This is a genomic window from Brevibacillus sp. TJ4, from assembly GCF_044627595.2.
Lineage (GTDB): Bacteria > Bacillota > Bacilli > Brevibacillales > Brevibacillaceae > Brevibacillus.
In genome coordinates this window covers 3,702,501-3,727,185 of sequence record NZ_CP185865.1, presented here as the reverse complement: position 1 = coordinate 3,727,185, position 24,685 = coordinate 3,702,501, and the positions used below count along the sequence as shown (strand labels likewise).

Here is a 24,685-nt window from a genome sequence, read left to right as displayed (position 1 = left end):
ACGTGTTAAAACATGAATGTCTTCCTGCGTTGCGGAGTCGCCTTGCTCGTCGCGGCAGGTTTGACTGGCTGCAGCATGAGCGGACAGAATACCAATCCGTCAGGTTCGGAAGGACGAGTGCCTTTTGTGGGGGACCTGAGCTATCAGGAGGTCCTGGAGCGAGGGGGCATGGTGAACAACCTGGGCATGACGGAACAGCAGATCGTCTGGGTCGGAACCCACGCCGGCTTGTACCAGTCTGCGGACGGCGAAAGCTGGGGGCTTGTCGCTTCTGATCTGGAATACCAGGACGTGGTAGAGTGGTTCACTGATCCAGGCAACCCACAGGAAATTTTCGTGGCCGGACAGACGGGGGTAATGCGTTCGAGCGACGGTGGCAGGAGCTGGACTGCGATTGGCGAAGGCTTGCCCGATCCGGCACTGATTCGCTGCATGGCCTGGTTTGAGGATGAAGGCTCGCTTCACCTGGTTGCTTTTGTTTCCGGCGAAGGGCTTTACCATTCTACTGATGACGGCGAGAGCTGGAGCAAGTGGGTGCAAATGGATCAAGAAGTGTACGCCATGGACTACAATCCCTTGGAAAACCGACTTTACGTGGCTGCTCAATTTAGCTTGTTTTACTATGAAGACGGCGAGTGGAAGACAGAGGTCGTGCCAGAGGCGGAACAAACATATTCACTGTCTGTCGACAGACGCACGGGCGTGCTGGCGGTAGCGACGGAACAGGGTGTTTACGAAAAGGTGGACGGTACGTGGCAGTTGCTTACCGCCAAGGCGCCGGAAAAGCTGATTGTCGTCGCCCCTGGAGTGGGCGAGACGCGTTGGATCGGGATAGGAGAGTCGGCTATGATTTACACGCTGGTCGACCAGAAATGGAGAAAATGGAATTGATTGGGTCAAAACAAGACCCACCGACCAATTCGGGATAGAAGGAGTTATTATGAACGTGAAGTTTTGGAAGCGATGCAGACTGGCTGTTGCAGGGATTCTCACAGTAGCGGCAACAGGCTGCTCGTTTTTGCCAGGGGGCGGCGAGAATGACGTCGTGGAGCCGGCGACGCCATCCCTGTCGCCGGTGATCGAGGTCTCGGAGGATTACTACAGCAGCGCTTTGCCGTACATGCCAAACCAGACCAGGGGGATGCTGAAAGAAACCCGTTTTCGTATCGACTTCGCCCATCTGGAGTTGGGTATGATGGACTTTTCGCGGGACACGTTTCCGACGGACAAATACTTGTTTCGGGAAGGGCAGCAGATCCAGAAAAAGCAGGTGCAGGACTGGATCGCCCAGGAAAAAGAGGGCGCGACAGCAGACGGGCAGCGGAAAACGGGAATGCTGGTCCACGTCCTGGAGCACAACTACATGGAAAAGGAGAGCCAGCAGCTGGCCGGAATGGTGCTGGGCCTTTCGCTCTCCCCGGTGTATAAGGATGGCACGGGTCAAAACAAGGTATTTTCCAGAGAAGAACTGCAGGATCGCGGGAAGCAGCTGGCGGCGCAGATCGTCCAGTCCGTGCGTGTCGACAATCCGGAAATCCCCATGCTGATTTTCTTGTACCAGGTGCCGGATGCCAATTCCACGCTGGTGCCGGGCAATTTCATCATGTCGGGTAAGGTCAATGCCAACGAAGCAGCGATCTCCCAATGGCAGCCTATCGATGAAGAGTATCTGCTCTTCCCGAGTTCCAATGCCGAGAAACAATATCCGCAGCAATCGCTTCAGTTCGGCAAGCTTATCGATCAGACGCAGTTGTTTTTCGGGGAGTTTATCGGTGTGACCGGTTTGGGACGGTACATGGGAGGCAATCTCACGGAGCTGACGATCACGGCTATCGCGGAATACGATTCACGCACCGAGGTGCTGCAATTTACCCAGTACACGGCGAACCAGATTGACCAGCTTTTCGACAAAAACGTCCACATCAATTTGTACGTGCAGACGATGAACAAACCGCTGGCAGTCTATGTTCGTCCGGTTTCAGGCGAGCCGTATATGCACCTCTATCGCCAGTAACGATACGCAGAAAGCCTGTCCGTTTTCCGAAAGGGAAGCGAGCAGGCTTTTTTCATGTTAGGGGCATCCACAGGGGGAGTGTAGCTGTATATGAACATAATTGTTCACGAGTGTGCAACTAACTGAACACATTCGTTCAAAAAATGCCCAGCGTTCTGGTTGATGTTTCTTCCTTAAACTGCAAACACTAGCGTAGCAGCAGCAGTTACACACGGTTTGGCACGGTGGTTGCATAGTGTTATAGACAGAATGGAAATGGCAGATCAAACAAGGAGGCGTTCGTGATGCAAGTGGAGTTCAAAAATGAGCCCTTTACCAATTTCAGCCTGCCGGAAAACAAGCAGGCGTTTGAACAAGCGATGGCCAAAGTCGTAAGCGAACTGGGTCGTGAATATGAGATCATCATCGGCGGCAAGCGAATTGCGACGGACCGCAAAGTAAAATCGATCAACCCTTCCCGCGTCGATCAAGTGGTCGGGATCGTGTCCCAGGCGGACCAGCAGTTGGCAGAAGAAGCGATGCAGGTGGCTGCCCGCACATTTGAGACATGGAAAAAAGTTCCCGGAGAGGCACGCGCACGCTACTTGTACAAAGCAGCCGCAATCCTGCGCCGCCGCAAGCACGAATTCTCTGCATGGCTGGTGAAAGAAGCAGGGAAAAGCTGGGCGGAAGCCGATGCGGACACAGCGGAAGCGATCGACTTCATGGAATACTACGCGCGTCAAATGGATGCCCTGTCCCAGCGCCACCCGCTGACTCGCATTCCGGATGAAGACAACGAGCTGTACTATGTTCCACTCGGCGTCGGCGTCGTCATTCCGCCGTGGAACTTCCCGCTGGCGATCATGGTCGGCATGACTACCGCGGCTCTGGTCGCAGGCAACACTGTCGTGCTCAAGCCGGCTTCGACGACCCCGGTTATCGCCTACAAATTCATGGAGATTCTGGAGGACGCAGGCGTGCCGGCAGGTGTAGTCAACTACCTCCCTGGCTCCGGCAGCGAGATCGGCGACTTCCTGGTCGAGCATACGCAAACGCGTTTTATCAGCTTTACAGGTTCCCGCGACGTCGGTCTGCGGATCAACGAACTGGCTGCGAAGCACCGTCCTGGACAAAAATGGATGAAGCGTCTCATCGCCGAGATGGGCGGAAAAGACTCGATCGTCGTGGACAACGATTGCGATCTGGAACTTGCCGCACAGGCGATTGTCACATCGGCATTTGGCTTCTCCGGACAAAAATGCTCCGCTTGCTCGCGTGCGATCGTGCATAAAGATGTCTACGACACTGTGTTGAACCGCGTCGTCGAATTGACCAAAGGACTGACAGTAGGAGACGTGGAGAAAAACGACTACTACACCGGTCCGGTTGTCGATGACAAAGCGTACAACAAAATTCTCGAGTACATCGAGATCGGCAAAAAAGAAGGCAAACTCGTGGCAGGTGGCGAGAAAGGTCCAGACGGCGGCTACTTCATCATGCCGACTGTATTTGCCGATGTCGATCCGAACGCGCGGATCATGCAGGAAGAAATTTTTGGTCCAGTGGTCGCTTTCACCAAAGCGGAAGACTTTGACCACGCACTGGAAATCGCCAACAACACCGAGTACGGTCTGACCGGCTCCGTGATCAGCCGCAACCGCGCCCACCTGGAACGCGCACGCGAAGAGTTCCACGTCGGCAACCTGTACTTCAACCGCAAATGTACAGGAGCTCTGGTCGGAGTTCATCCGTTCGGCGGATTCAACATGTCGGGTACCGACTCGAAAGCCGGCGGTCCGGACTATCTGCTGCTCTTTACCCAAGCGAAGCTGGTTTCGGAAAAATTGTAAATGCTGCAAGCTGCCCTCAACAGGGCAGCTTTTTTCATCAATATTTTGGCGTCAGCCGCAATTTCTTTCTTGTCCCAGACGAAGGGTTTACTGGAAGTTGGCGAAAGTGGTAAAGTTAGTGTATTGATTACGTCTTTGCCCGGGAAAAGAACAAGGAGTTGTCTTATGCGCAAAAAGCTCTTGCCTGGTTTAATCCATCGCTTGCCGCAAAACGCATTGTCGCGCACGATGGGCAAAATTACAGCCTCTCGGTTCAGCCGACTGGCGATCCAAAGCTATATTCGTCACTATAAAATCGATGCCAGCATTGTCGAAAAGCCTGTTCACGAATACCGCACGCTAAAGGAATTCTTCACGCGTCGGCTCAAGCCCGGTGCCAGACCGATTGCGCCCGGCGAAGAGGTGATCGTCAGCCCCGTGGACGGAACGGTCTCGCAATTGGGGGATATTCGCGAAGGGACGCTGATCCAGGCCAAGGGGAAAGGCTTCAGTGTCGCTGAGCTGCTCGGCGGATCGGAAGAAAAGGCCAAGCGCTATTACGGCGGCAAGTTTATCACCATCTATTTAAGCCCGCGGGATTACCATCGCATCCATATGCCGGTGACGGGCAGATTGCAGCGTTTCAGCTACCTTCCGGGAAGGCTGTATCCTGTCAATCAACTGGGGGTCGAGTATGTGGACCGCCTGTTTGCCCGCAACGAGCGAATCGTCACCTACATCGAGACCGAGGACAAGGGAGAGCTTGCGCTGGTCAAGGTGGGAGCGCTGTTTGTCGGCAGCGTCAAGGTCTGCTACAACGCCGCTACGACCAATGTAAAGCGCGGGCGCTATACAGAAGGAGAGATCTCCGGATTCCCCGTATGCGAAAAAGGGGAGGAGCTGGGCTGGTTTGAATTCGGCTCCACCGTCATCCTGTTGTTTGAATCAGGTGAAATCGAATGGGAACCAGGCGTCGGCTGCGGCTCGTCCCTGTTGATGGGCCAGAAGCTGGCACAACTGAAAGCAAGTGAATAAGCAGGTGTAAACGGTGACTGATAGCCAGAAGGCCTTTGCAAGCAATATACGCTTGCAAAGGCCCTTTTTGGTTCTGCTGTGACGAAACATCCCTCTTTATTTTTCGACCGACTCCGCATACTTTTTGAAGTTGTCTAAAATCGACTGCCATCCGGCTTGCTGCATCTCGATCGTGTGAGTCTCTTCCGCATCGAACGTCTCAATGATTCGCGTATCGCTGCCTTGGCGGATAAAGGCGATCTTTACTGTTCTGCCGTCGTCCATCGTATAGGCTATACTCTCGTTTGGAATCACTTCGTCATATACCCCGCCGAACTCAAACCCAACGCTGCCGTCCTTTGCTTCCATTCTGGAGACAAACTTGCCGCCGACACGCAGGTCATTTTCTGCATATGGCGTGTGCCAGTCTTCCGTAGCTGCATTCCATTGCGTGATATGCTTCGGGTCAGTCCAATACTCCCACACCGATTCAACGGGAGAATGAACGAGAGTTTCCACTGTTATCGTGACCGGATTAGCATTTGCCAAGAAAAAGCCTCCTCTGAAAGTAGATTTATGAACAATTTGCCTGTACCTACTATAACGTAAAGCAGCAAACCAGATTTCTTTTTAATTGCTATTCTGGGCGTTCTCCCCCTTTTCCTGCACTACAGCCCGACCGGCATCACACGAAAAATTCGACCCACATATCACCAAAGGAAGAAATTGCCCCGAAAATTGACTGAACCTGCACTTTTCAAGTAAGATCAAAGTTATGTGAGATTGATACGGAGGTGGAAGAAATGAGTGCCATTTCTCGCAAGGAAGTCGAACACGTAGCCAATCTGGCGCGTTTGAAATTGACTGAAGAAGAGGCGGAGCGCTATACCAAAGACCTGAATGCGATCCTCGAATTCGCCGCCAAGCTGAACGAGCTGGATACCTCCAAGGTTGAGCCGACCAGCCACGCTACCGACGTGAAAAACGTCATGCGCGAAGACGTCAACAGACCGTCCCTGCCGCGTGAGGAAGTGTTGAAAAACGCTCCTGACCATGAAGACGGACAGTTTAAAGTACCTGCTGTTTTTGAGTGACAGGCTCGCCGAGAAGAGAAGGGAGGAACTTATTGTGTCGCTGTTTGACAAGCGATTGTCGGAGATACATAGCGCCTTGCGCGCCAAGGAAGTAAGCGTCACCGATCTGGTGCAGGCCTCGCTGGCAAGCATCGCGGAGAACGACGGAGAGATCAAGTCCGTCCTGCAAGTGGATGAGGAAGGTGCGCTTGCCCATGCTCGCCAGTTGGACGAGCAGTTGGCAAAGGGAGAGAAAGAGCCGGGACTGCTGTTTGGGCTGCCGGCAGGTTTGAAAGACAACATCGTGACAAAAGGTATTCGCACCACGTGCGCCAGCAAGTTTTTGTCCAATTATGATCCGGTCTACGACGGAACGGTATCGCAGAAAGTGAAGGACGCAGAAGCGGTCATCGTCGCCAAGCTGAACATGGACGAGTTTGCCATGGGCGGCTCCAATGAAAATTCCGGCTACTTCCCGACCAAGAACCCGTGGAATACCGATTATGTACCAGGCGGCTCCAGCGGCGGTTCTGCTGCGGCAATGGCTGCCCGCCATTTCTACTTCACGCTTGGCTCGGATACGGGCGGATCGATCCGTCAGCCAGCCGCTTTTTGCGGTGTCGTGGGCTTGAAGCCGACGTACGGACGCGTATCCCGCTTTGGACTGGTGGCGTTCGCCTCGTCGCTCGACCAGATCGGTCCAATCACGAAAAACGTCGAGGACTCTGCGTACGTGCTGCAAGCGATTGCCGGGCATGACGCGTACGACTCCACTTCGGCCAATGTCGAAGTGCCTGATTTCCGTTCTGCGCTGACGGGCGATGTAAAAGGGCTGCGCATCGGCGTGCCAAAAGAGTTGATCGGCGAAGGAATCGACCCGGAAGTACGGGAAGCGGTGCTGGCAGCGCTGAAGCAGCTGGAGAGCATGGGCGCGACCTGGAGCGAGGTTTCCATGCCGCATACGGAATACGCGGTGCCTGCGTACTACCTGCTCGCTTCCTCCGAAGCGTCTTCCAACCTGGCCCGCTTTGACGGAGTCCGCTACGGCGTGCGTGCCGACAATGCGGACAACCTGATCGATCTGTACATGGAGTCCCGCAGCCAGGGCTTCGGACCGGAAGTCAAACGGCGGATCATGCTGGGCACATATGCCCTGTCCTCCGGCTACTACGATGCCTACTACAAAAAGGCGCAGCAGGTCCGTACCCTGATCATTCAGGACTTCAACAACATTTTTGCCGAGTACGACGTGATCCTGCACCCGACGACACCGACGACGGCGTTCAAGATCGGGGAGAAGGTAGACGATCCGGTGAAAATGTACCTCGAGGACATTTGTACCGTTCCCGTCAACCTGGCAGGTCTGCCGGCGATCAGCGTGCCGTGCGGATTTGCCAAGAGCGGCCTGCCGATCGGCCTGCAAATCGTCGGTCGCGCCTTTGACGAGTCCACCATCTTGCGTGTGGCGCATGCCTATGAGCAATCGGTCGGCTATCACCAGCGCAAGCCGGAATGGGTGAGGGGGTAAGAACCATGAGCAAGTACGAAACCGTAATCGGCCTGGAAGTCCACGCCGAACTGTCGACCAATAGCAAAATTTTCTGCGGCTGCCCGACGGAGTTCGGTGCGCCGCCGAATACCCATACTTGCCCGATCTGCTTGGGCCATCCCGGTGTCCTTCCGGTAACGAACAAGCAGGCTGTGGAATTCGCGATGAAAGCCGCGCTTGCGCTGAACTGCGAGATTTCGCGCGAGACAAAGTTCGATCGGAAAAACTATTTCTATCCAGATTCGCCAAAAGCGTATCAGATTTCCCAGTACGACCAGCCGATCGGCTACAACGGCTGGATCGACATCGAAGTGAACGGCGAAACCAAGCGAATCGGCATCACCCGCCTGCACCTGGAAGAAGACGCGGGCAAGCTGACGCACAGCGATTTTGGCGGCGAGTCCCTGATCGACTTCAACCGCGTCGGCGTGCCGCTGGTGGAGATTGTCTCCGAGCCGGATATTCGCACGCCTGAGGAAGCCAAGGCGTATCTGGAAAAGCTGAAAGCGATCATCCAGTACACCGAGGTATCCGATGTGCGCATGGAGCAAGGCTCGCTGCGCTGTGACGCCAACGTCTCCATCCGTCCTGTCGGGCAAAAGGAATTCGGGACGAAGACCGAGCTGAAAAACATGAACTCGTTCCGCAACGTACAGGTCGCACTGGAATACGAAGTGCAGCGTCAGGTGGAGGTCGTCGAAGCCGGGGGCAAGATCGTACAGGAAACCCGCCGCTGGGATGAGGCCAACCGCAAGACGATCAGCATGCGCTCCAAGGAAGAAGCCCATGACTACCGCTACTTCCCGGACCCTGACCTGGTTCGGATGCAGATTTCCGAGGAGTGGATCGAGGCTGTCCGCGCCTCCATTCCGGAGCTGCCGGATGCCCGTCAGGCTCGCTACGTCAACCAGTTTGGCTTGTCCAAAGACGATGCCGCGGTCATCACGATGTCCAAGGAGACGGCTGATTTCTTCGATGAAACGGTGAAGACGGGTGCCGATCCGAAGTCGGTCGCCAACTGGCTGATGACCGATTTGCTCGCCTACCTGAACGCCAATGATCTGGCTTTTGCCGATGTGAAGCTGACGCCAAGCGGGCTGGGTGAGATGATCAAGCTGATCGAAAACGGCACGATCTCCTCCAAGATCGCCAAGACTGTCTTCAAGGAGATGGTCGAGACGGGCAAGGAGCCGAAGCAGATCGTCGAGGAAAAAGGGCTGGTGCAAATCAGCGACGAGGGTGCGCTGCGCCAAATCGTCGTCGAGGTCGTAAACGCCAATCCGCAGGCTGTAGCTGACTTCAAGGCCGGAAACGACAAGGCGGTAGCGTTCTTCGTCGGACAGGTGATGAAGCAGACCAAAGGCAAGGCGAACCCGCCGATGGTCAACAAGCTGATTCAGGAAGTATTGAAAGAAGTGTAAGGGCAAGTTGATACGATAGAGGCTGTCGCGGTCAGTTGGTGCAAATTGACCGTGACAGCCTCTTTTTTGTGCGTGCGGATGGTTGCGAGGTGCTTGGCTACGCGCTCCAAAAGAAAAAGGCGCTATCTGGGTAGCGCCGGGAAAAACAAAATATTGAGCCTGCCTTACTCGCGAGATAAGACTTCCAGCATTTCTTCCAGCAGTTTGACGGCTTCCCGTTCTTCGCTTTCGAGCTGCTCCAGCAGCGCAATCGCCTGTTTGCCGTTTGCCGGCTCGTTTGGCTCTCCGCCTGCGGGGAAGGGGAAGAGGCGGGAGAGTTCGGCGTACGTCTCGGCGATTGTCGTGTACTGTGCAGCAGCGTGGCGGAAAGCGGGGAGGATCGCCGTAAAGTCGGGCTCCGTCCAGGTGTCGGCCAGCTCGCTCCAGAAAAGGGCAGCATAGCGGCGGGCATCGCGGGCGACTGCGATGGTATAGGCGTTGCCGTTTGGTTCGATCTCGCCGTTTTGATACGCTTCCCGCCAGCTAGCGTAGGCAGCCAGACCGTTTACGGCGATCGTGGTGCTGCTGTGCTCCTGTTCGTGATAATGCAGCAGGGCGGACTCCACTGCCTGGCGCAGCATGGTGCGCCGATCCGTCTCCAGGGGGTGGTCGAGAGCGAGAACAAACAGCTCCTCGATCAGGCCGCGTCCCAAATCCTCGTATGCAATTTGCTGGTCATGTCCGCAATTGTCTGCCGCGTACAGCGTCTTTTTCTCATCGTCGTACCCGTAGATCAAGCCAAACTCGGGAATAAACAGCTCCCAGGCCAGCACGGGGTAGCCCCGGTCGATGGAGCGGTGGATCAGTTCCAATGCTTGCGGCAGTGCCTGGGGCAGCTCCCGTTTTTTCCGTGCAGCGAAGGTATTCAGCGAAGGCTCGACCAGGTTGGAATTGGGGCCGTATGTCTCACCGAGCTTCCCTTCGCAGACGGCGCTTGCGGCGTAGCCCATCTGGCGCAGTCCTTGCTGCAGCACCCGCGAGAAGTCGAACATCGTCGGGCCTGCAATGTGAATCTCCCCCGGTACCACTGTCAGGCGAAACGCGTGACCGCTCAGCCCCATGACGAGTGGGAAGGACGGCTTTTGCTGCGTAAACTCCATCAGACCGTACAGCGCCATCGCACACGAAACCCACGTCTGCTGGCAGAGCGCCTGCGGCTTGTTCAGCACTGCTTTTTTCATCGTACCCGCTTCCTTTCGAGATCGTACGTATTGGTCAACAGCGATGCGGGTTTTTTCCTGGATCAGTTTTTTGCGGGAGCGGGACAGGATCTGGTAGACGTTTCCGGTAGAGAGCTGGAACAGCCGGGCGATCTCCTGCGGCGAGAGATGCTCGAAAAAATGCGCCTCCACGATGCTGCGTTCCCGCGGCTTGAGGCAGTGAAGCAACTCGACGATCATCTGTGACAGTTCCTGGCGAACGAGAATCTCTTCGGGGGTGTGTTCGGGTGCAACCTGATTGGACCAGGTGCGTCCCAATCGGTACAAAATGCTGTCCAGATCGTTCCAGTCGGTGGTGATCTGCTCGTCTGCAGGACGCTCCAACCCGGAAAAGACGAGCTCTTGTTTCTGCGCTCCCTTGGCCAGCCTGGTGTACGCCTGATTGCGCACAATCCGGTGCAGCCAGGGCAAAAACCGGCGGCTGTCGCTCAATGTCCCCAGGTGAAGGAAGGCGCGAATCAGCGCATCCTGGACGATGTCCTCAGCGAGAAAAGACTCCCGTGTATAGGAGCGAGCGTAGCCATAGACGTTCGCCCGGTGACGGCGGATCAGCTCGCCAAACGCTTCGCGATCCCCCTCTTTCGCCCGCTCGACCAGCGCTTCGTCCGCATCTGCCGGAGGCTCGGACTTGATGATTTGGTTTGGCATCCACTTCTCCATCGGCAAAAAACTCCTCACATTTTGTTGACCTGTAGCATAGACTCTTGTTCGGGCGGATTTCTGACAGTCTGGAACCAACTTTTTTCGCAAGATCCTAATCGGTTATATTGGTAGCGGGATCCGGGCTGGTTTTTGCAAAATTGTAAAAAATTTTCTCCTGCTCTATAATTGTATAATACAGGATGTGTGAAGGAGGAAAACACGATGAAACTGATTTCTGTAACCGGAGAAAACGTGCCGCCGAGCAAAGGCGGCTCACCTGCTGATACATTTGACCGTTCGATTGCCACCTGGGAGGCTGACGGCAAGCAAAAGACGATCACCGTCACCTACGTGCGCTACTTTGCCAAGGTTTTGGCAGAGCAGGGAATCTACGATCAGGAGGCGCAGGGTGTTCCGGTCAGCCACCTGGTCGCCGTTTTGTATGTGGAAAAATACCCGCAGGCGCAAGGAAGCCGCCACTACATCAACAGCACCGAGGAATTCCTGTCATTGTTCGAGGGCTTTTCGCTGGCAGCGCTGATGGAGCGTTACCCCGGTATCACCATAACATCACCAGCTTGAGCAGGAGGGGGGCAGACGGTTGATTGAGGTACAGAATGTGAGCAAGCGCTTCGGCTCGTTCACAGCGCTGCACGATGTCTCGTTTCGGGTGGAGGCTGGAGAGGTGTACGGCCTGCTCGGGGAAAACGGCGCCGGAAAGACGACGCTGATGCGGATGATGGCGACGATTTTGCGGCCGACGCAGGGTGAGATCGAGATCGAGGGCTTTTCCGTCACCAAAGAGCCAGAGGTGGTACGTCGCCGCATCGGCATCCTGTTCGGCGGTGACGTCGGCTTGTACAGCCGTCTCACGGCGCGGGAAAACATCGCCTATTTCGGCAGTCTGTACGGTTTGCAAAAAGCGCAAATCGCGGCGCGCATTGAGCATTTGAGCCGGGTTTTTGAAATGGAGCCGTTTCTCGATCGACCTGTCGGCCCCTTTTCCCGGGGAATGAGGCAAAAGGTGGCGATCGCCCGTACTCTTGTCCACGATCCGGCTGTCATCCTGCTGGACGAACCGACGACGGGACTGGACGTGACGGCAGCCAACCTGTTTCGCCGGATGATCCGGATGCTGCAGGAGGAGGGGAAGACGATCCTGTTTTCCAGTCACAACATGACCGAGATCGACAAGCTGTGCAAACGGATCGCCCTGGTTCACCGGGGGAGGCTGCATTATGCCGGAAGCGTGGACGGACTTCGCGAGCGGTACGGGATGCACGATCTGGATGAGCTGTTCATGGCGGTCGTGGAAGGGAGCGATCGGTAAATGGGCAAACGCATCGTCTGGACCATTTTCCAAAAAGAGCTGCGCGATTTGTTTCGCGACCAGAAGACGTGGATGGGGACCTTCCTGATACCGCTGGTGATGGTTCCCTTCGTGTTTTTCCTGATGGGCAGCTCGTTTAGCAGCGTGGAGGAAGAAGCGCGCTCCCATGTCCCGGTAGCCGTGTACGGAAGCGGAGAGCTGTTGGAGCAGTTGCAAGCGATTCCCGGGATCAGCTTCGTCAGTCCGGCTGATCCGCACGCCGATCTGCAAAACGGCAAGCTGCGCGCAATCGTGACGATTCCGGATGATTTTTCGCAGCAGATTGCCGCGGGCGGTACTGCTGATTTGCGGGTGGAGTACGACAACAGCAACCAAAAATCGGTCTACGCGCGCGATGTAATCGAGGATGCGGTGGATGCCTACAGCAAGCAAATCGTCACCCAGCGACTGGAGCAGGCAGGCTTGTCCGCACAGGCGACGGAGCCGGTGCGAGCGGTCTATGAGCAAGTCTCTGCCGCAGAGCAGGTGTCAGGCGGCATGCTCGCTGGCATCCTGCCGCTGATGCTGGTCGTCTCGCTCGCATCGGGCGGCATCGCAGTAGCCAACGACCTGATCGCCGGCGAGCGGGAGCGGGGAACGCTGGAGTCGTTGCTGACAGCTCCGATTGAGGCCAACAAACTGCTCACAGCCAAGCTGCTTACGGTGATGGTAATGAGTTGTGCCAGTGCGGCGGCATCGCTGGTGTCGCTATCGCTGATTATGCGCTTCGGGCCATTTTCCGGAGCGGGGAGCCTGTTTACACTGGAGTCGCCGCTCGCCTTGCTGGTGGTCGTGCTGACTGTCTTGCTGCTGGCCGCCTTTTTCGCCGGGCTGGAACTGATGCTCAGCACCCTGTCTCGCTCGATCAAGGAAGGGCAAACGTACATGAGCGGAGTCATTTTTCTCGCTATGGTCCCTTCGTACATGCTGATGCCCTTGCATCCGGTGGACATCCCACAGCATTATTACCTGTTGCCGGTCTTCAGCAGTGTCGCGTTGCTCAAGGAGGCGCTTTACGGCACGATTGACCCGTTGCACATCCTGCTCGGGCTCGGTACGTCACTTCTTTTTGTCGTCCTGGTCATCGCGTTTTCCGCCAGGCTGTTTCGTCGGGAAGGAGCAGTCATCAAGCCTTGATGATCGCCCCGCTATTTCGTGAAAGCTGGTGAATTCCTGTGAATCCGCTGATCGTCGGTGTTAGTTACGTCGTACTTTCTGCCGCAGGCTTTGGCGTCATGTCGATCTTCGCCGTCTACGCCTATGGGGCCGGGGCTACTGTCTCGTCATTGCTCTTTTTGCGTTTTTTGTTTGCCGCGCTGATTTTCTTTGCGCTGATGGCCTGGCGAAAACAGCCGCTGCGCGTCGGGAAACGGCAGCTCATGGGTCTGTTTGTGCTCGGCGGGGTCTTGTACACGATGCAATCACTCAGCTTTTTTTCCTCGGTGCAGTACATTTCTACTTCGTTGGCGGCTCTGGTGTTGTACACCTTCCCTGTCTTTGTGGCGATTCTCAGCTACTTCGTCGACAAGGAAGCGTTGGGGTTCAAAACCGTGGTCGCGATGCTGCTGTCACTGGCAGGAATGGGGCTGGTGCTCGGGCTTTCCTTCGACGGGGTTGATCCGGTCGGGGTGTTGCTGGCTTTTGGTGCCGCGCTGTTTTATTCGGTGTACATCATCGTCGGCAACCGTATCGGCAAAGGATTGTCCGCCTATGCGACCTCTGCTTATGTCTCCTTATTCGCGGCACTCTCCTTGTTTGGCGTCTCCCAGGCCCAAGGGGGACTCAGCCTGACTTTTGACGCGCAGGGCTGGTGGGCGTTGGCGGGGATCGTCGTGTTTTCCACCGTGCTGGCGATCGGTTTGTTTTTTCGCGGCTTGCAGTTGATCGGCTCGACGAAGGCATCGGTCGTCAGTACGGCCGAGCCGGTCGTGACAATACTCTGTTCGGCGGCTGTCTTCGGGGAAACGCTGGGCTGGATGCAGTTGCTGGGGGGTTGTGCGGTGCTGGCAGGCGCCGTATTGATCGTCTCCGGCAAGGACAAAGAGCCTGTGAAGCAAAAGCCGGCAGAACAGCAGCCAGCGGCTCATTCGACAATGCCATAGCGTGTGCAGGGAAAAAGGCGCCAGACCGCTGTGCAAGGCAGCGAGCCAGCGCCTTTTTCGGGTCGAATACACGCGCGCAGCGGGGAGATGCCTAGGGGCTCATCCGCGAGCGGATCAGCCAGGCAGCTCCGTAGACGCCGGCGTCGTTGCCCAGGGTGGCCGGGACTATCTGTGTGGAGCGGCGGATAAAGGGGAAGGAGACAAAGCGGTCAAACGCTTTACGCAGACGAGAGAAGAGAAAGTCGCCGGCCAGTGCCACGCCTCCGCCGATCACGATATGGGACGGGTTGAGCAGCATGCCGAGGTGGGAGAGAGCAAGCCCCAGGTAGGTGACGGCCTCCTCGACGATCGCAGACGCGGCCGGGTCGCCAGTCTTGGCGGCATCGAAGACGTCTTTGGCCTGGATGTTTCCGTTGGTCTTGAGAATGTGGGAAAGCACCGGGCTGGCTCCGCTCGTGGCTGCAAGCTGTCCTTCGCGAACCAGGGCGGTGGCGGAGGAATACGTCTCCAGGCAGCCTGTTTTGCCGCAATTGCAGGCGCTTCCCTGATCGGGTGTCATCGTGATGTGCCCGATTTCACCGCCCGCGCCGTTGATGCCATGCACGATTTTCCCGTCTACGATCACCCCGCCCCCGATACCCGTGCCGAGCGTCAGGACGACGAGGTCTTTCGCGCCACGTCCGGCGCCGCGCCACATTTCGCCGAGGGCGGCTGTATTGGCATCGTTGTCGACTAAGACAGGCAGTCCGCTCAGCGCCTCGAGCTTTGCTTGCAGAGGAACCGGACGTTTCCAGTGCAGGTTTACGGCTTTTCGGACGACGCCCGTCTTTGTATCAACCGGACCTGGGACGCCGACGCCAATCCCGCATGCCTGCTTCGGCGTATAGCCGTTTTGCTGCAGCAGGGAATGGATCGTCTCCGCCATGTGTTCCACGATGCCGTCCTCTCCGGCAACAAGCGGCGTCGCCTGCTGCGATCGTGCTACCAGCTCTCCATCAGGTGTGATCAGGGCGATCTTGAGCGTCGTCCCGCCGATGTCCACGCCCGCAATAATCTGTTCCACGGCTATCCCCCCACCTTTGGCTGTTTTCCTTTTCTATACGTATATACGCAATCCGCGACTTGCAGCATAGCGATTCCCAAATTTGGCTATACAGGATATGATGAGTAGAGAGTCAAAAACCCGTGAGCTGTGGGAAAGGAAGAAGGGATCTGCCTTGAAAAAAGCCAGATTGATCTACAATCCGAGCTCCGGCCGAGAGATCGTGCGGCGCCGTTTGCCGGATATCCTGGAATTGATGGAGTCGGCCGGATATGAGACGTCATGCCATGCCACAAAAGGGCCAAACGATGCAACGCAGGAAGCCTCTCGCGCGGTGGCACGCGGGTACGATGCCATTATCGCCGCTGGCGGAGACGGCACTATTTACGAGGTCGTCAACGGGATGGCCAAACACAAGGCGCGCCCGTCGCTGGGGATTATCCCGACCGGCACGACCAACGATCTCGCCCGCGCACTGGGGATCCCCAAGTCGGTGACCCGTTCCTGCGGGATTATCAAGCAAGGAAAAAAGAAAAAAATCGATCTGGGCAAAATCAACGACCGCTATTTTATCAACATCGCAGGCGGCGGATCGCTGACCAACCTCACCTATGAGGTGCCGAGCAGGCTGAAGACGATGATGGGCCAGCTCGCCTACTATGTCAAAGGATTGGAGAAGCTGCCTTCGCTGCACCCGATCCGCGTCAAACTGGAAAATCGCAAGGAAGTGCTGCTCGATGAGGAGATTATGATCTTTCTCATTGCCAACAGCCCCTCCATCGGCGGCTTTGAAAGGCTCGCGCCGGATGCCAATCTGTCGGATGGCAAGCTGGATGTCATTGTCGTCAAAAAGGCGCATATCGGCGATTTTATCCGCCTTGCGACGCAAGCGATGCGCGGAGACCATATCAAAGATCCGCATGTTGTCTACTTTCAGACCGACTATCTCAAGGCGACGACATCGGGCAACGAGCTGGTGCAGATTAACCTGGATGGCGAACTGGGCGGGCAGCTTCCCTGTGTGATAGAGGCTTTGCCCGGGCATATCGAGATGTTCGTGCCATAGAGCCAGGACTAGGCAAGGAAGCAAGCAGGGATGCGCGCGGCAGCATCCCTGATGTACATACATCAACAGGAATGGAAAAAGGGGAATGGAATCGTGGCCAAGACAGCAAAGAAGCGGCGGGGACCGCACCAGAATACAAAAGCGGAGCCGGACGTACCTGTCCGTGTGGGACAAACCGTAGAGGTGGAGATCACCGGGATGAATCACGACGGGGCAGGAGTCGGCCGGGTCGAGGGTTATACCTTGTTCGTCAAGGGAGCGCTGTCTGGCGAGCGGGTACGCGCACAGGTCGATCATGTGAAGAAGAGCTTTGGCTTTGCTACCATGGTCGAGGTGTTGGAGCAAAGCGCCAATCGCGCCCTGCCGCCCTGTCCGCTCTACGACCGCTGCGGCGGCTGCTCCCTGCAGCATCTCGCCTACGAAGAGCAGCTTCGGCACAAACAGCAGATCGTCATGGACAACCTGCGCCGCATCGGCGGCTTTTCGCTGGAGGGAGAGGGAGCCATCACTGTCCACCCGACGCTTGGCATGAGCGAGCCTTGGCGCTACCGCAACAAGTCGCAGGTGCCGATCGGCGAGGAGAACGGTGCGCTCGTAGGCGGCTTTTATGCCGAGAAGTCGCACACGATCATCGACATGGACGAATGCCTGATCCAGCATCAGGCCAACGACGTGGCGGTCGCGACGGTGAAAAGGCTGGCTTCCGAGCTGAACATCCAGCCGTATGACGAGGTGCGCCATGCGGGCCTGCTGCGTCACGTCGTCGCCAAGGTCGGCGTAAAGACGGGAGAAGTGATGATCGTCCTGGTCACCGCGCAGGAGGAAATCCCGCAGCGTGAGCGGCTGGTCGCGGCGATTCGCGAGCAGGTGCCTGGCGTTGCGAGCATCGTGCAAAATATAAACCCGGACAAGACAAACGTCATTTTCGGCAAGACCACGCGCACGCTATGGGGCAGCGACGTGATCTACGACACCATCGGCCCGATCAAATTCGCGATCTCTGCCCGTTCGTTCTACCAGGTAAACCCGGCGCAGACAGAGGTGCTCTACAACAAGACGCTGGAATACGCCGGAGCGACCGGCACCGAGACGGTGATTGACGCCTACTGCGGCATCGGAACGATCTCGCTGTTTTTGGCGCAGAAGTCGCGCCACGTCTACGGCGTGGAAATCGTGCCGGAAGCGATCGCGGACGCCAAACGCAACGCTGCCCTCAACGGTGTGGAAAACGCTACGTTCGAGGCAGGACCTGCCGAGGTGGTGATCCCTGCCTGGTATGAGCAAGGGATACGCGCCGATGTAATCGTCGTCGACCCGCCGCGCAAGGGCTGCGACGAGGCGCTGCTGGCGACAATCCTGGAGATGGAGCCGCAGCGCGTGGTGTATGTAAGCTGCAACCCGTCCACGCTGGCGCGGGATCTGAAGGTGCTGGCGGAAAAGTACGAGGTGAAAGAAGTGCAGCCGGTGGATATGTTTCCACATACGGGGCATGTGGAGTCGGTGGCGTTGTTGGTGAGGACTGACGAATAGTAGAGATGTATTGGCGTAGCAGAGGAATCAAGATTCCTCTGCTTTTTAATGGAAATTGTAAAAACTTCTAAATCCAACGCTGTTTTACATAACTTTTGATCAATACAATTTACTAATAAAAACGAGGGAGAAAAGACCGGGACTGACCCCCTAAGGTGAGACAATTCAAAACACCTTCAAGAGAATGCGACCATGTCGTAAGATATGGGGACAACTTGGAGGTGTTTTTTCTATGGCCACGAGAGTAAGTTATCCTGCGGAAATTAAGTTAAAGGCTGTTGAAATGAGGTTGGCTGGTCTATCAGTGAAAGAAGTAATGGAGAACCTCTGTATTAAAAACAAAACGCAGGTGAAAACATGGGTACGTTGGTATAGAAACGGTGAAACTCACCGTTTTGAACAACCGGTAGGCAAACAGTACACGTATGGGAAAGGACCAGAGCCTTCATCTGACCTTCATCTGAAATTGAAAGATTAAAACAGGAAAATCGCTTCTTAAAGCAACAATTGGATGTCTTAAAAAAGTACAAGGAGTGGGAAAGGAGGTGTTACCAGAAGCAGCAGTCCAGTGGATGGACTCCATAAAGGGAGAGGTCTCCGTGCAACAAGCCTGTCAATGGCTGGGCATTGCTCGTTCCACCTACTATCGGTGGAAAAATCAAAGAAATACACAGCAGATTTCGAATCCAATTGTCACACGTATTCGGGAGTTGTGCTTAGCACATAAATTTCGCTATGGATACCGAAAAATCACAGCATTTTTACGGAAAGAGATGCAAGTGAATCACAAACGAGTGCAACGGATTATGAGAGAAGAAGGCTTGCAATGTCGAGTGAAAGTGAAAAAACGAAAGGTAACCGGACAACCACTACAAGTTGCTGATCATCTGTTGAAACGTAATTTTCATACGGAACAACCGCTGCAAAAGCTTGTCACGGATATTACTTACCTGCCTTTCGGCAGCAAAATGTTGTATTTATCTAGCATCATGGACTTGTACAAGAGTCTGTAAAATATTTTGTGTAAACTCTCAACCTCTAAACTACAATTAGGAGTAGAAAGGTTGGGAGATTTTTATGATGTCAAAAGAACAGATCAAGCAGTGGATCAAAGAGAAAAACATGAAGTCAGTGGACGACGTACAGTCAGCGTTAAAGGATCTATTCGCAGACACAATCCAAGAAATGCTGGAAGCTGAAATCGAGTCCTCTCTTGGATACGCCAAGCATGACATGAAAAACAAGCGGACAACCAACAGTCGCAATGGGTATAGCAAGAAAACCGTCCGTTCTGAGTACGGGGATGTCGACATCCAAGTCCCTCGAGATCGAGAGGGTGATTTTGAACCGAACATTGTAAAGAAACATCAATCCAATGTTACAGGGATCGAAGATCAAATTCTCGCCCTCTATGCCAAAGGCGTGTCCACACGCGATATCCAAGACCATCTGCAGCAGCTCTATGGCATCGAAGTCTCACCAACGCTCATATCGAATGTAACGAATAAGAATGTACCGATGATCAAAGAGTGGCAAAATCGCCCCTTGCAAGCGGTTTATGCTGTTGTTTTCCTTGACGCCATTCACTTTAAGGTAAAACAGGACGGAGCTATCGTCAATAAAGCCGCCTATATGGTTATTGGTATTGACCTTGACGGTCATAAAGATGTGCTTGGGATCTGGATTGGGGAGAATGAATCTGCAAAATTCTGGCTACTTGTCCTCAATGAACTGAAAAATCGTGGAGTCCAGGATATTCTCATTACAAGCGTCGATAATCTTCGTGGCTTTACAGAAGCCATCACAGCATGTTATCCGAAGACGGAGATTCAGAAATGTGTCATCCATCAAATCCGAAATTCCATCAAGTATGTTTCCTATAAGGATCTTAAAAAAATTACGTCCGAGCTAAAACCTATCTATAAGGCTCCAACGGAGCAAGCCGCGTTGGAAGAACTCGATCAGTTTGAACAAACCTGGGGCAGTAAATATCCCTTGATGGTTCGTTCCTGGCGGAATAACTGGGACGAGATTGCCACTTTCTTTAAATATCCTCCAGAGATTCGAAAGCTGATTTATACAACCAACGTCATCGAGAGTTATCATCGACAGCTTCGAAAGGTGACAAAAGGAAAAGCCATGTTTCCCACAGATGATGCCCTTTTGAAGATGTTATATCTCGTAACCATGGATGTTCTGCGAAAGTGGACGGGACGAGTTCAGAACTGGGGCCAGATTCTCTTACAGCTATCCGTTTTCTTTGAAGAGCGGGTACAGCCGTACATCCGCTAACAAATGAACGGCTTCATCCCCGAAGGGATTAGCTTTCTCTCCACCAATGCGTCAAGGGTTCGCTTTGCCTTACGCCCTTGACTCTATTGGTTTCGAAAAAGATGTCCCAATTAGGGGGATGAAACCTTTTCATATATCGGTTGATTGAGTTTACACAAAAATCTTGACAGACCCCCTAAATAGCCATCTAAGGCAATCTTGCTGTATAGTCAAGATACAGGAAAGAGGTGCTCAGGTGGTCAACTTTTTTATGAGCAATGTACCACTAGGTGGTCAATTATTAGATTAGCATTCACAAATTCTGTACTAATTGTCTTTGCCGTACTAATCATTGTTTATTATGTTCAAAAAAAAGTGCTACGAAAAAAAGACTAACATAAGTTTAGTCTTACATTGAGAATGAAACCTCCTCTTTCTCGATATATATCAGTAAATTTGAAGTGCTGATTAGCATGCATATAACCCAGAAAAAAAGAACTAAAGTTCTCTTGACAAATAAAAATTATTATGTTATGATTATTATTTAATGAATTGATTATGCTTCAAATCCTTCTATACTTCTTTATTCGAATGCCCACCGAAAGAGACAGCATTCAAAAGAGGAGGATGGTTCAGGATGATAGAAAATCAAGTCAGCTTAACTTCCATTCTGACCGCCTATGTTCGTGCCTTTCACTCTATGAACGATACCCCTAAAATTTTTGACGACCCTCTGGCCTATCAGTTAATACCGGAGGAGAGACGTATGCTCATTGAACAAGGCTTTGCAAAAGCTCTGCAATTTGATGATTCCGGGAATGCGGTCTCGAATCCGGACAAAATGACTGCCTTGAGGTTCTTGCTGCAAACCATGGGATTGCCCAATGTCGTCAGCCGATCACGGTATACGGAAGACAACCTTGAGCAAGCTGTCGAACAGGGGATAAAGCAGTATGTGATCCTCGGAGCAGGGTTGGATAGCTTTGCATTTCGTCGCTCAGATTTGGCAGGGGAACTACAGGTATTCGAGGTTGACCACCCTGCAACACAAGCATATAAACGCAATCGATTGGCGGAGTTGGGCTGGGAAGTTCCGCCAAATCTCCATTTTGTACCGATCGATTTTTCCAAAGAAAATGTGGCAGAGGCACTCAAAGGATTTTCGTTTGATTCGCAAACCAAAAGCTTCTTTAGCTGGCTTGGTGTCACGATGTATTTGACGCGAGACGATGTGTTCACTACCTTGCGCTCCATCGCCGAAGTTGCTCCAAAGGGTAGTATAGTCGTTTTCGATTACTTTGTACCAAAAGAAACTGCTCCGCTTAGTGAAGAGATACGCGAAGGGCTGCAAACGATAGGCGAGCCGCTAAAAACGAGCTTCGATCCGTCAACGCTGGCAAAAGACCTTGCACATGTAGGAAAATCATTGACGTAACGGTCAGTAAGGCTTTCCCGAAAAAGGGGCAGTGATGCCGTTCCAGTTCATCGACGATATTCGTAATGGCTAACGAGTAAATAAAGATTTTACCTCGGTCGAATACAAGCAGAAAAGATATTAGCAAAGGTGATTTCCATTCGAAATCCGACGCTAATGTCTTTTTTTAGGTTTTATTTTATAATTTTTAAAACATTGCCAGGCAAGCTTTCGCAATTCTTCTAAGGAGAGGATAAAATTGAAACGATTCCTGTATGTTGTTTCTTTCATCATTGCTTTCTCGATGCTTTTTGGTTGCTCTTCTGAAGTTGGAAAATCTGAATTTATCCAATCTGTTTCTCAAGAGATGGTTCATCTAAACGATGGAACCCCGAAACAAGCAAAAGAGTATTTCGAAAAGAAAATCACAGAAGAAGGTGATGGCGGCTTGCACGTTTTCCATCAAGATGGGAAGTCGTACTTGATGCTAGCCGAACAAAATAGAATGATTAGCTCGGTCCAGGAATTTACCGACCATGTTCGTGTTGTGACTACATTTTCACCTTCATCATCGGCGGGAGGCACGTTTAACGGAGAAAACAAAATTCCGCCTGTCTTGTATATTACCGTTATTGACAAGATTGAGAAACCGTATGGAGTCTTTCGTGAAGAACAAATAAGGCTGGATTGAGGATAGCCTGTTGTGAGTCCGCCATTTTACGTATAAGAAAGCTCCAGACGTCTTGCTTCATCCACGAGCCCGATTGAATGCAATTCTTTACGAACAAATGCCCTTAGTTCTGCATCCTCAAAGCAATGTTTTGCCTGGGCATCTCGAATAAAAGCGAATTTTGATTCCAACGAAACCCGCGAAAAGAAGCTCCGTACCATTTCGATATCCCCTACATCTGCACTCTCAAAATCGAACCGTTCATGCTGCTGAACAGGGGATATTTGCACAACACCTAAACGATTTAATGTAGATACTGCAATCGCTTGTTTCCTGTGGGTATGTAAATCCCTGACATATTGCGGCATGTCGTCTATAGGTTCGAGCGAAAAAGTTTCTTTCCATTTTTCCATTACATATCGTTTCTTTTCATCAGGCTCTTCCCGTGGTTTGTTTTCGATATAACGAACATACGAATCTACGTCTGAAAAGTGATTGTACAAGATGCTGTTTTCGGAGTAGACGACCCTTAGAAAGTCGCGAATGTTTTTTGCGACCAACCATACTTCATCGCCAAAATCCATCGGTGATACACAGACAATAAAAGCTTGCTCCAGATCTTCGACACTCCCAAAATCGGTCAAAAAACCATAGTGTATCCCGTCAACTCCAGCTCTTGCAAACGGAATGACATCAGGTGGAGTGGACATATACCGTATGTCTTCCTTTACCATAATCAGTCCCAGTTCACGATCAAGAGAATAGCCGCTTTTACTCAGCTTCGTCTCGAACTCCAACAGCATTTCAATCGTTTTCGGAATGAAATGATACTTGCCATAATAGTCAAATGCCTTCATAATCGGTGCCCTCCATTCTTTCAGACCTACAAGATTACCTTCATCGGATTCCTTCGAAGTCTTTCATTTTGCGGGGGAGCTGTTTAGAATTAATCATAATTATTGTCTTAGCAAACATTGTCGCGAACAGACAACAAAACGGATATTTGGCAGGACTGCCACTTCTATATCATATCGTTATTCTTGGAGAATCGTGAGGTATCCCATCGTGAAGCAACAATTTCCATTGAAGGATCCTCTACTCCTCCCATCATAAATGACACATACCCTGTATTATCATCAGGAACTGCCCTCCATTCTTCACTGGTAACGAATCAACCATTCGCTCGTGCGACCCAGATGTTGATTTCCCAGCTAATTCATGCGGACCCGCTATTCCAATTTTTTTCTTATACTTATTAAAAGGGGCTACTGCCTGTGCTGAAACGTGTGACCATTTGTATCGTGTTAATGATTTTACTTATTCTCTTAGTCGCTGGTTGTTCCGAATTCTTCGGAACAGTTTCAGGTAGAATTGCAGCCCAAAACCATGCTCTCGAGTATATACATAACGAGTATAATATTCCTCTTCAGCATTTGGAGGCAGACTTTCCTTCTTATCGATATGGGTTTCGTCAGTATATCACTACAGTCCATAATAGTAACGGTGATGAAGCCTATATCGTTGAAGTACGGCTACGAGATGGGGGAGAATTGTACACTATTGAGGTAGATTTACTTTCAACGACCGAATAAGCCTAGGCAATTCTACGGACGGGGGTCAGTCCCGTCCTGAACATGTACACTTTGCGTTGGCGATGGTCAAATGCCATACAAGCAGAGAAGACTTTAGCAAATGTGATTTCCATTTGAAAACCGCTGCTAATATCTTTTCTTTACATTTTATTGGGGTCACATGCATATCTCAATGAAATGATGAAACGATATTAAGGGAACGTACGTCTCGTAGTATGTAGCATAAAGTAAAAATGTTAGGTGTGTGACAACATGAAAAAAACAACTGGTTTTGTCATTGTATTTACTTTGGTGTCTGTCGTTTTTGCAGGGTGTGCCAATAAAACAACCGCTTCCGTCAACAGCGAACATGCACAGCAAACAGAGACAACGCAGTCTGAGCAAATGACGAATGTAGATGTGAAAGAAGAAGCTGCCGAGGTAAAGGTGGATGGCGAGCAAAACAGCGTAACGTATACAAATAGCGAGTATGGATTTACGTTCTCCTTGCCAGCAAGCTGGACAGGGTATCAGATTGTACTGGAGAAATGGCAAGGGAATTCGCTGCAAAGTCAAAATCAGGGAGAGGTTGTGGAAGAGGGGCCAATGATCCTGATCCGGCATCCTGAATGGAAAGCTGAAAATCCGCGACAGGATATACCGATCATGGTCTTTACCCATCAACAGTGGCAATCCCTTCAGCAAGAAAAGTTTCATATTGGGGCGGCTCCCATTGGCCCGAAGGAACTGGGTCGTAACCAAAAGTACGTATTTGCCCTACCCGCAAGATACAATTTCGCCTTCCTCCCCGGTTATGAAGAAGTAGAGAAAATAATCGAAAGCGGAGCACTGCAGCCAATAGAGGAA

General features: G+C 52.7%; 21 protein-coding genes and 1 pseudogene (1 of these 22 running past the window's edge). 18 read left to right on the top strand and 4 right to left on the bottom strand.

Annotation, left to right across the window (positions count from 1 at the left end; genetic code table 11):
* Positions 1–12 precede the first annotated feature (12 nt).
* The 4 genes from ACAF76_RS18275 (at position 13) to asd (ending at position 4,860) form a co-directional block, all read left to right on the top strand.
* Positions 13–891: a WD40/YVTN/BNR-like repeat-containing protein gene (locus ACAF76_RS18275; protein ID WP_421617106.1), complete on the top strand. Its 879-nt coding sequence runs from the start codon at positions 13–15 to the stop codon at positions 889–891.
* A 49-nt stretch (positions 892–940) separates the two neighbouring features.
* Positions 941–2,014 carry a CamS family sex pheromone protein gene (locus ACAF76_RS18270; RefSeq protein ID WP_421617105.1) on the top strand — a complete coding sequence of 358 codons (1,074 nt, stop codon included), beginning with the start codon at positions 941–943 and terminating at the stop codon, positions 2,012–2,014.
* 284 nt (positions 2,015–2,298) lie between these two features.
* Positions 2,299–3,846, top strand: a complete 1,548-nt coding sequence (gene pruA, locus ACAF76_RS18265) for an L-glutamate gamma-semialdehyde dehydrogenase (RefSeq protein WP_421617104.1) — start codon at positions 2,299–2,301, stop codon at positions 3,844–3,846.
* A 165-nt stretch (positions 3,847–4,011) separates the two neighbouring features.
* Positions 4,012–4,860 (top strand): archaetidylserine decarboxylase, encoded by an 849-nt coding sequence (asd, locus tag ACAF76_RS18260; protein ID WP_421617103.1) that lies wholly within the window; start codon positions 4,012–4,014, stop codon positions 4,858–4,860.
* A gap of 96 nt (positions 4,861–4,956) precedes the next feature.
* Here the strand turns inward: asd and ACAF76_RS18255 are convergent, their stop codons facing one another.
* A complete protein-coding gene (locus ACAF76_RS18255) occupies positions 4,957–5,388 on the bottom strand; it encodes an SRPBCC family protein (protein ID WP_421617102.1) in 432 nt (143 codons plus the stop codon).
* Positions 5,389–5,642: 254 nt separating this feature from the next.
* On the opposite strand from ACAF76_RS18255, the gene gatC reads away from it, so the two are divergent.
* The 3 genes from gatC to gatB are packed head-to-tail and all read left to right on the top strand — an operon-like array spanning position 5,643 to position 8,882.
* The gene (gene gatC, locus ACAF76_RS18250; RefSeq protein ID WP_421617101.1) at positions 5,643–5,933 is read left to right on the top strand and encodes an Asp-tRNA(Asn)/Glu-tRNA(Gln) amidotransferase subunit GatC; all 291 of its coding nucleotides are present in this window, start codon (positions 5,643–5,645) and stop codon (positions 5,931–5,933) included.
* A 34-nt stretch (positions 5,934–5,967) separates the two neighbouring features.
* Positions 5,968–7,440, top strand: coding sequence for an Asp-tRNA(Asn)/Glu-tRNA(Gln) amidotransferase subunit GatA (gene gatA / locus ACAF76_RS18245; protein ID WP_421617100.1), 1,473 nt, complete (start codon positions 5,968–5,970; stop codon positions 7,438–7,440).
* A gap of 5 nt (positions 7,441–7,445) precedes the next feature.
* Positions 7,446–8,882: an Asp-tRNA(Asn)/Glu-tRNA(Gln) amidotransferase subunit GatB gene (gene gatB, locus ACAF76_RS18240; protein ID WP_421617099.1), complete on the top strand. Its 1,437-nt coding sequence runs from the start codon at positions 7,446–7,448 to the stop codon at positions 8,880–8,882.
* 164 nt (positions 8,883–9,046) lie between these two features.
* On the opposite strand, the gene ACAF76_RS18235 is transcribed toward gatB, so the two are convergent.
* Complete coding sequence (locus ACAF76_RS18235) at positions 9,047–10,801, bottom strand: RNA polymerase sigma factor (protein WP_421617098.1); 1,755 nt, start codon at positions 10,799–10,801, stop codon at positions 9,047–9,049.
* 204 nt (positions 10,802–11,005) lie between these two features.
* Between ACAF76_RS18235 and ACAF76_RS18230 the strand changes: the two genes are divergently transcribed.
* From ACAF76_RS18230 to ACAF76_RS18215, 4 genes are read left to right on the top strand one after another with little or no spacing between them, the layout of a single operon-like run.
* Positions 11,006–11,365, top strand: coding sequence for a hypothetical protein (locus ACAF76_RS18230; protein WP_421617097.1), 360 nt, complete (start codon positions 11,006–11,008; stop codon positions 11,363–11,365).
* 19 nt (positions 11,366–11,384) lie between these two features.
* Positions 11,385–12,113: an ATP-binding cassette domain-containing protein gene (locus ACAF76_RS18225; RefSeq protein ID WP_421617096.1), complete on the top strand. Its 729-nt coding sequence runs from the start codon at positions 11,385–11,387 to the stop codon at positions 12,111–12,113.
* Positions 12,114–13,289, top strand: coding sequence for an ABC transporter permease (locus tag ACAF76_RS18220; protein ID WP_421617095.1), 1,176 nt, complete (start codon positions 12,114–12,116; stop codon positions 13,287–13,289).
* Between the two features lie 38 nt (positions 13,290–13,327).
* Entirely contained in the window at positions 13,328–14,254 is a 927-nt protein-coding gene (locus ACAF76_RS18215) for an EamA family transporter (protein WP_421617094.1), read from the top strand.
* 91 nt (positions 14,255–14,345) lie between these two features.
* Here ACAF76_RS18215 and ACAF76_RS18210 read toward each other — a convergent pair whose 3' ends face one another.
* Entirely contained in the window at positions 14,346–15,317 is a 972-nt protein-coding gene (locus ACAF76_RS18210; protein WP_421617093.1) for an ROK family glucokinase, read from the bottom strand.
* A gap of 154 nt (positions 15,318–15,471) precedes the next feature.
* On the opposite strand from ACAF76_RS18210, the gene ACAF76_RS18205 reads away from it, so the two are divergent.
* The 6 genes and pseudogenes from ACAF76_RS18205 (at position 15,472) to ACAF76_RS18180 (ending at position 22,268) form a co-directional block, all read left to right on the top strand.
* Positions 15,472–16,362, top strand: coding sequence for a diacylglycerol kinase (locus ACAF76_RS18205; RefSeq protein WP_421617092.1), 891 nt, complete (start codon positions 15,472–15,474; stop codon positions 16,360–16,362).
* Positions 16,363–16,455: 93 nt separating this feature from the next.
* A complete protein-coding gene (gene rlmD / locus ACAF76_RS18200; RefSeq protein WP_421617091.1) occupies positions 16,456–17,892 on the top strand; it encodes a 23S rRNA (uracil(1939)-C(5))-methyltransferase RlmD in 1,437 nt (478 codons plus the stop codon).
* Positions 17,893–18,124: 232 nt separating this feature from the next.
* Positions 18,125–18,893 (top strand): annotated as a pseudogene (locus tag ACAF76_RS18195) (IS3 family transposase); the annotation flags it as partial.
* Between the two features lie 76 nt (positions 18,894–18,969).
* Positions 18,970–20,184, top strand: coding sequence for an IS256 family transposase (locus tag ACAF76_RS18190; protein ID WP_421617090.1), 1,215 nt, complete (start codon positions 18,970–18,972; stop codon positions 20,182–20,184).
* Positions 20,185–20,800: 616 nt separating this feature from the next.
* Positions 20,801–21,598 (top strand): class I SAM-dependent methyltransferase, encoded by a 798-nt coding sequence (locus ACAF76_RS18185; protein ID WP_421617089.1) that lies wholly within the window; start codon positions 20,801–20,803, stop codon positions 21,596–21,598.
* 238 nt (positions 21,599–21,836) lie between these two features.
* Positions 21,837–22,268, top strand: coding sequence for a hypothetical protein (locus tag ACAF76_RS18180; protein WP_421617088.1), 432 nt, complete (start codon positions 21,837–21,839; stop codon positions 22,266–22,268).
* Between the two features lie 26 nt (positions 22,269–22,294).
* On the opposite strand, the gene ACAF76_RS18175 is transcribed toward ACAF76_RS18180, so the two are convergent.
* Positions 22,295–23,104 carry a hypothetical protein gene (locus ACAF76_RS18175; protein ID WP_421617087.1) on the bottom strand — a complete coding sequence of 270 codons (810 nt, stop codon included), beginning with the start codon at positions 23,102–23,104 and terminating at the stop codon, positions 22,295–22,297.
* Between the two features lie 987 nt (positions 23,105–24,091).
* Here ACAF76_RS18175 and ACAF76_RS18170 point away from each other — a divergent pair.
* Positions 24,092–24,685 carry the 5' portion of a hypothetical protein gene (locus tag ACAF76_RS18170; RefSeq protein ID WP_421617086.1) on the top strand. It continues 3 nt past the right edge of the window, so 594 of the gene's 597 nt are visible here — the first part of the coding sequence; the start codon lies at positions 24,092–24,094; the stop codon falls past the right edge of the window.

Coding starts and splice junctions, on each gene's coding strand:
- ACAF76_RS18190 (WP_421617090.1), top strand. CDS start 18,970: ATGATGTCAAAAGAACAGATCAAGCAGTGGATCAAAGAGAAAAACATG.
- ACAF76_RS18235 (WP_421617098.1), bottom strand. CDS start 10,801: ATGGAGAAGTGGATGCCAAACCAAATCATCAAGTCCGAGCCTCCGGCA.
- ACAF76_RS18275 (WP_421617106.1), top strand. CDS start 13: ATGAATGTCTTCCTGCGTTGCGGAGTCGCCTTGCTCGTCGCGGCAGGT.
- ACAF76_RS18220 (WP_421617095.1), top strand. CDS start 12,114: ATGGGCAAACGCATCGTCTGGACCATTTTCCAAAAAGAGCTGCGCGAT.
- pruA (WP_421617104.1), top strand. CDS start 2,299: ATGCAAGTGGAGTTCAAAAATGAGCCCTTTACCAATTTCAGCCTGCCG.
- ACAF76_RS18185 (WP_421617089.1), top strand. CDS start 20,801: ATGATAGAAAATCAAGTCAGCTTAACTTCCATTCTGACCGCCTATGTT.
- ACAF76_RS18175 (WP_421617087.1), bottom strand. CDS start 23,104: ATGAAGGCATTTGACTATTATGGCAAGTATCATTTCATTCCGAAAACG.
- ACAF76_RS18270 (WP_421617105.1), top strand. CDS start 941: ATGAACGTGAAGTTTTGGAAGCGATGCAGACTGGCTGTTGCAGGGATT.
- ACAF76_RS18230 (WP_421617097.1), top strand. CDS start 11,006: ATGAAACTGATTTCTGTAACCGGAGAAAACGTGCCGCCGAGCAAAGGC.
- gatC (WP_421617101.1), top strand. CDS start 5,643: ATGAGTGCCATTTCTCGCAAGGAAGTCGAACACGTAGCCAATCTGGCG.
- gatB (WP_421617099.1), top strand. CDS start 7,446: ATGAGCAAGTACGAAACCGTAATCGGCCTGGAAGTCCACGCCGAACTG.
- asd (WP_421617103.1), top strand. CDS start 4,012: ATGCGCAAAAAGCTCTTGCCTGGTTTAATCCATCGCTTGCCGCAAAAC.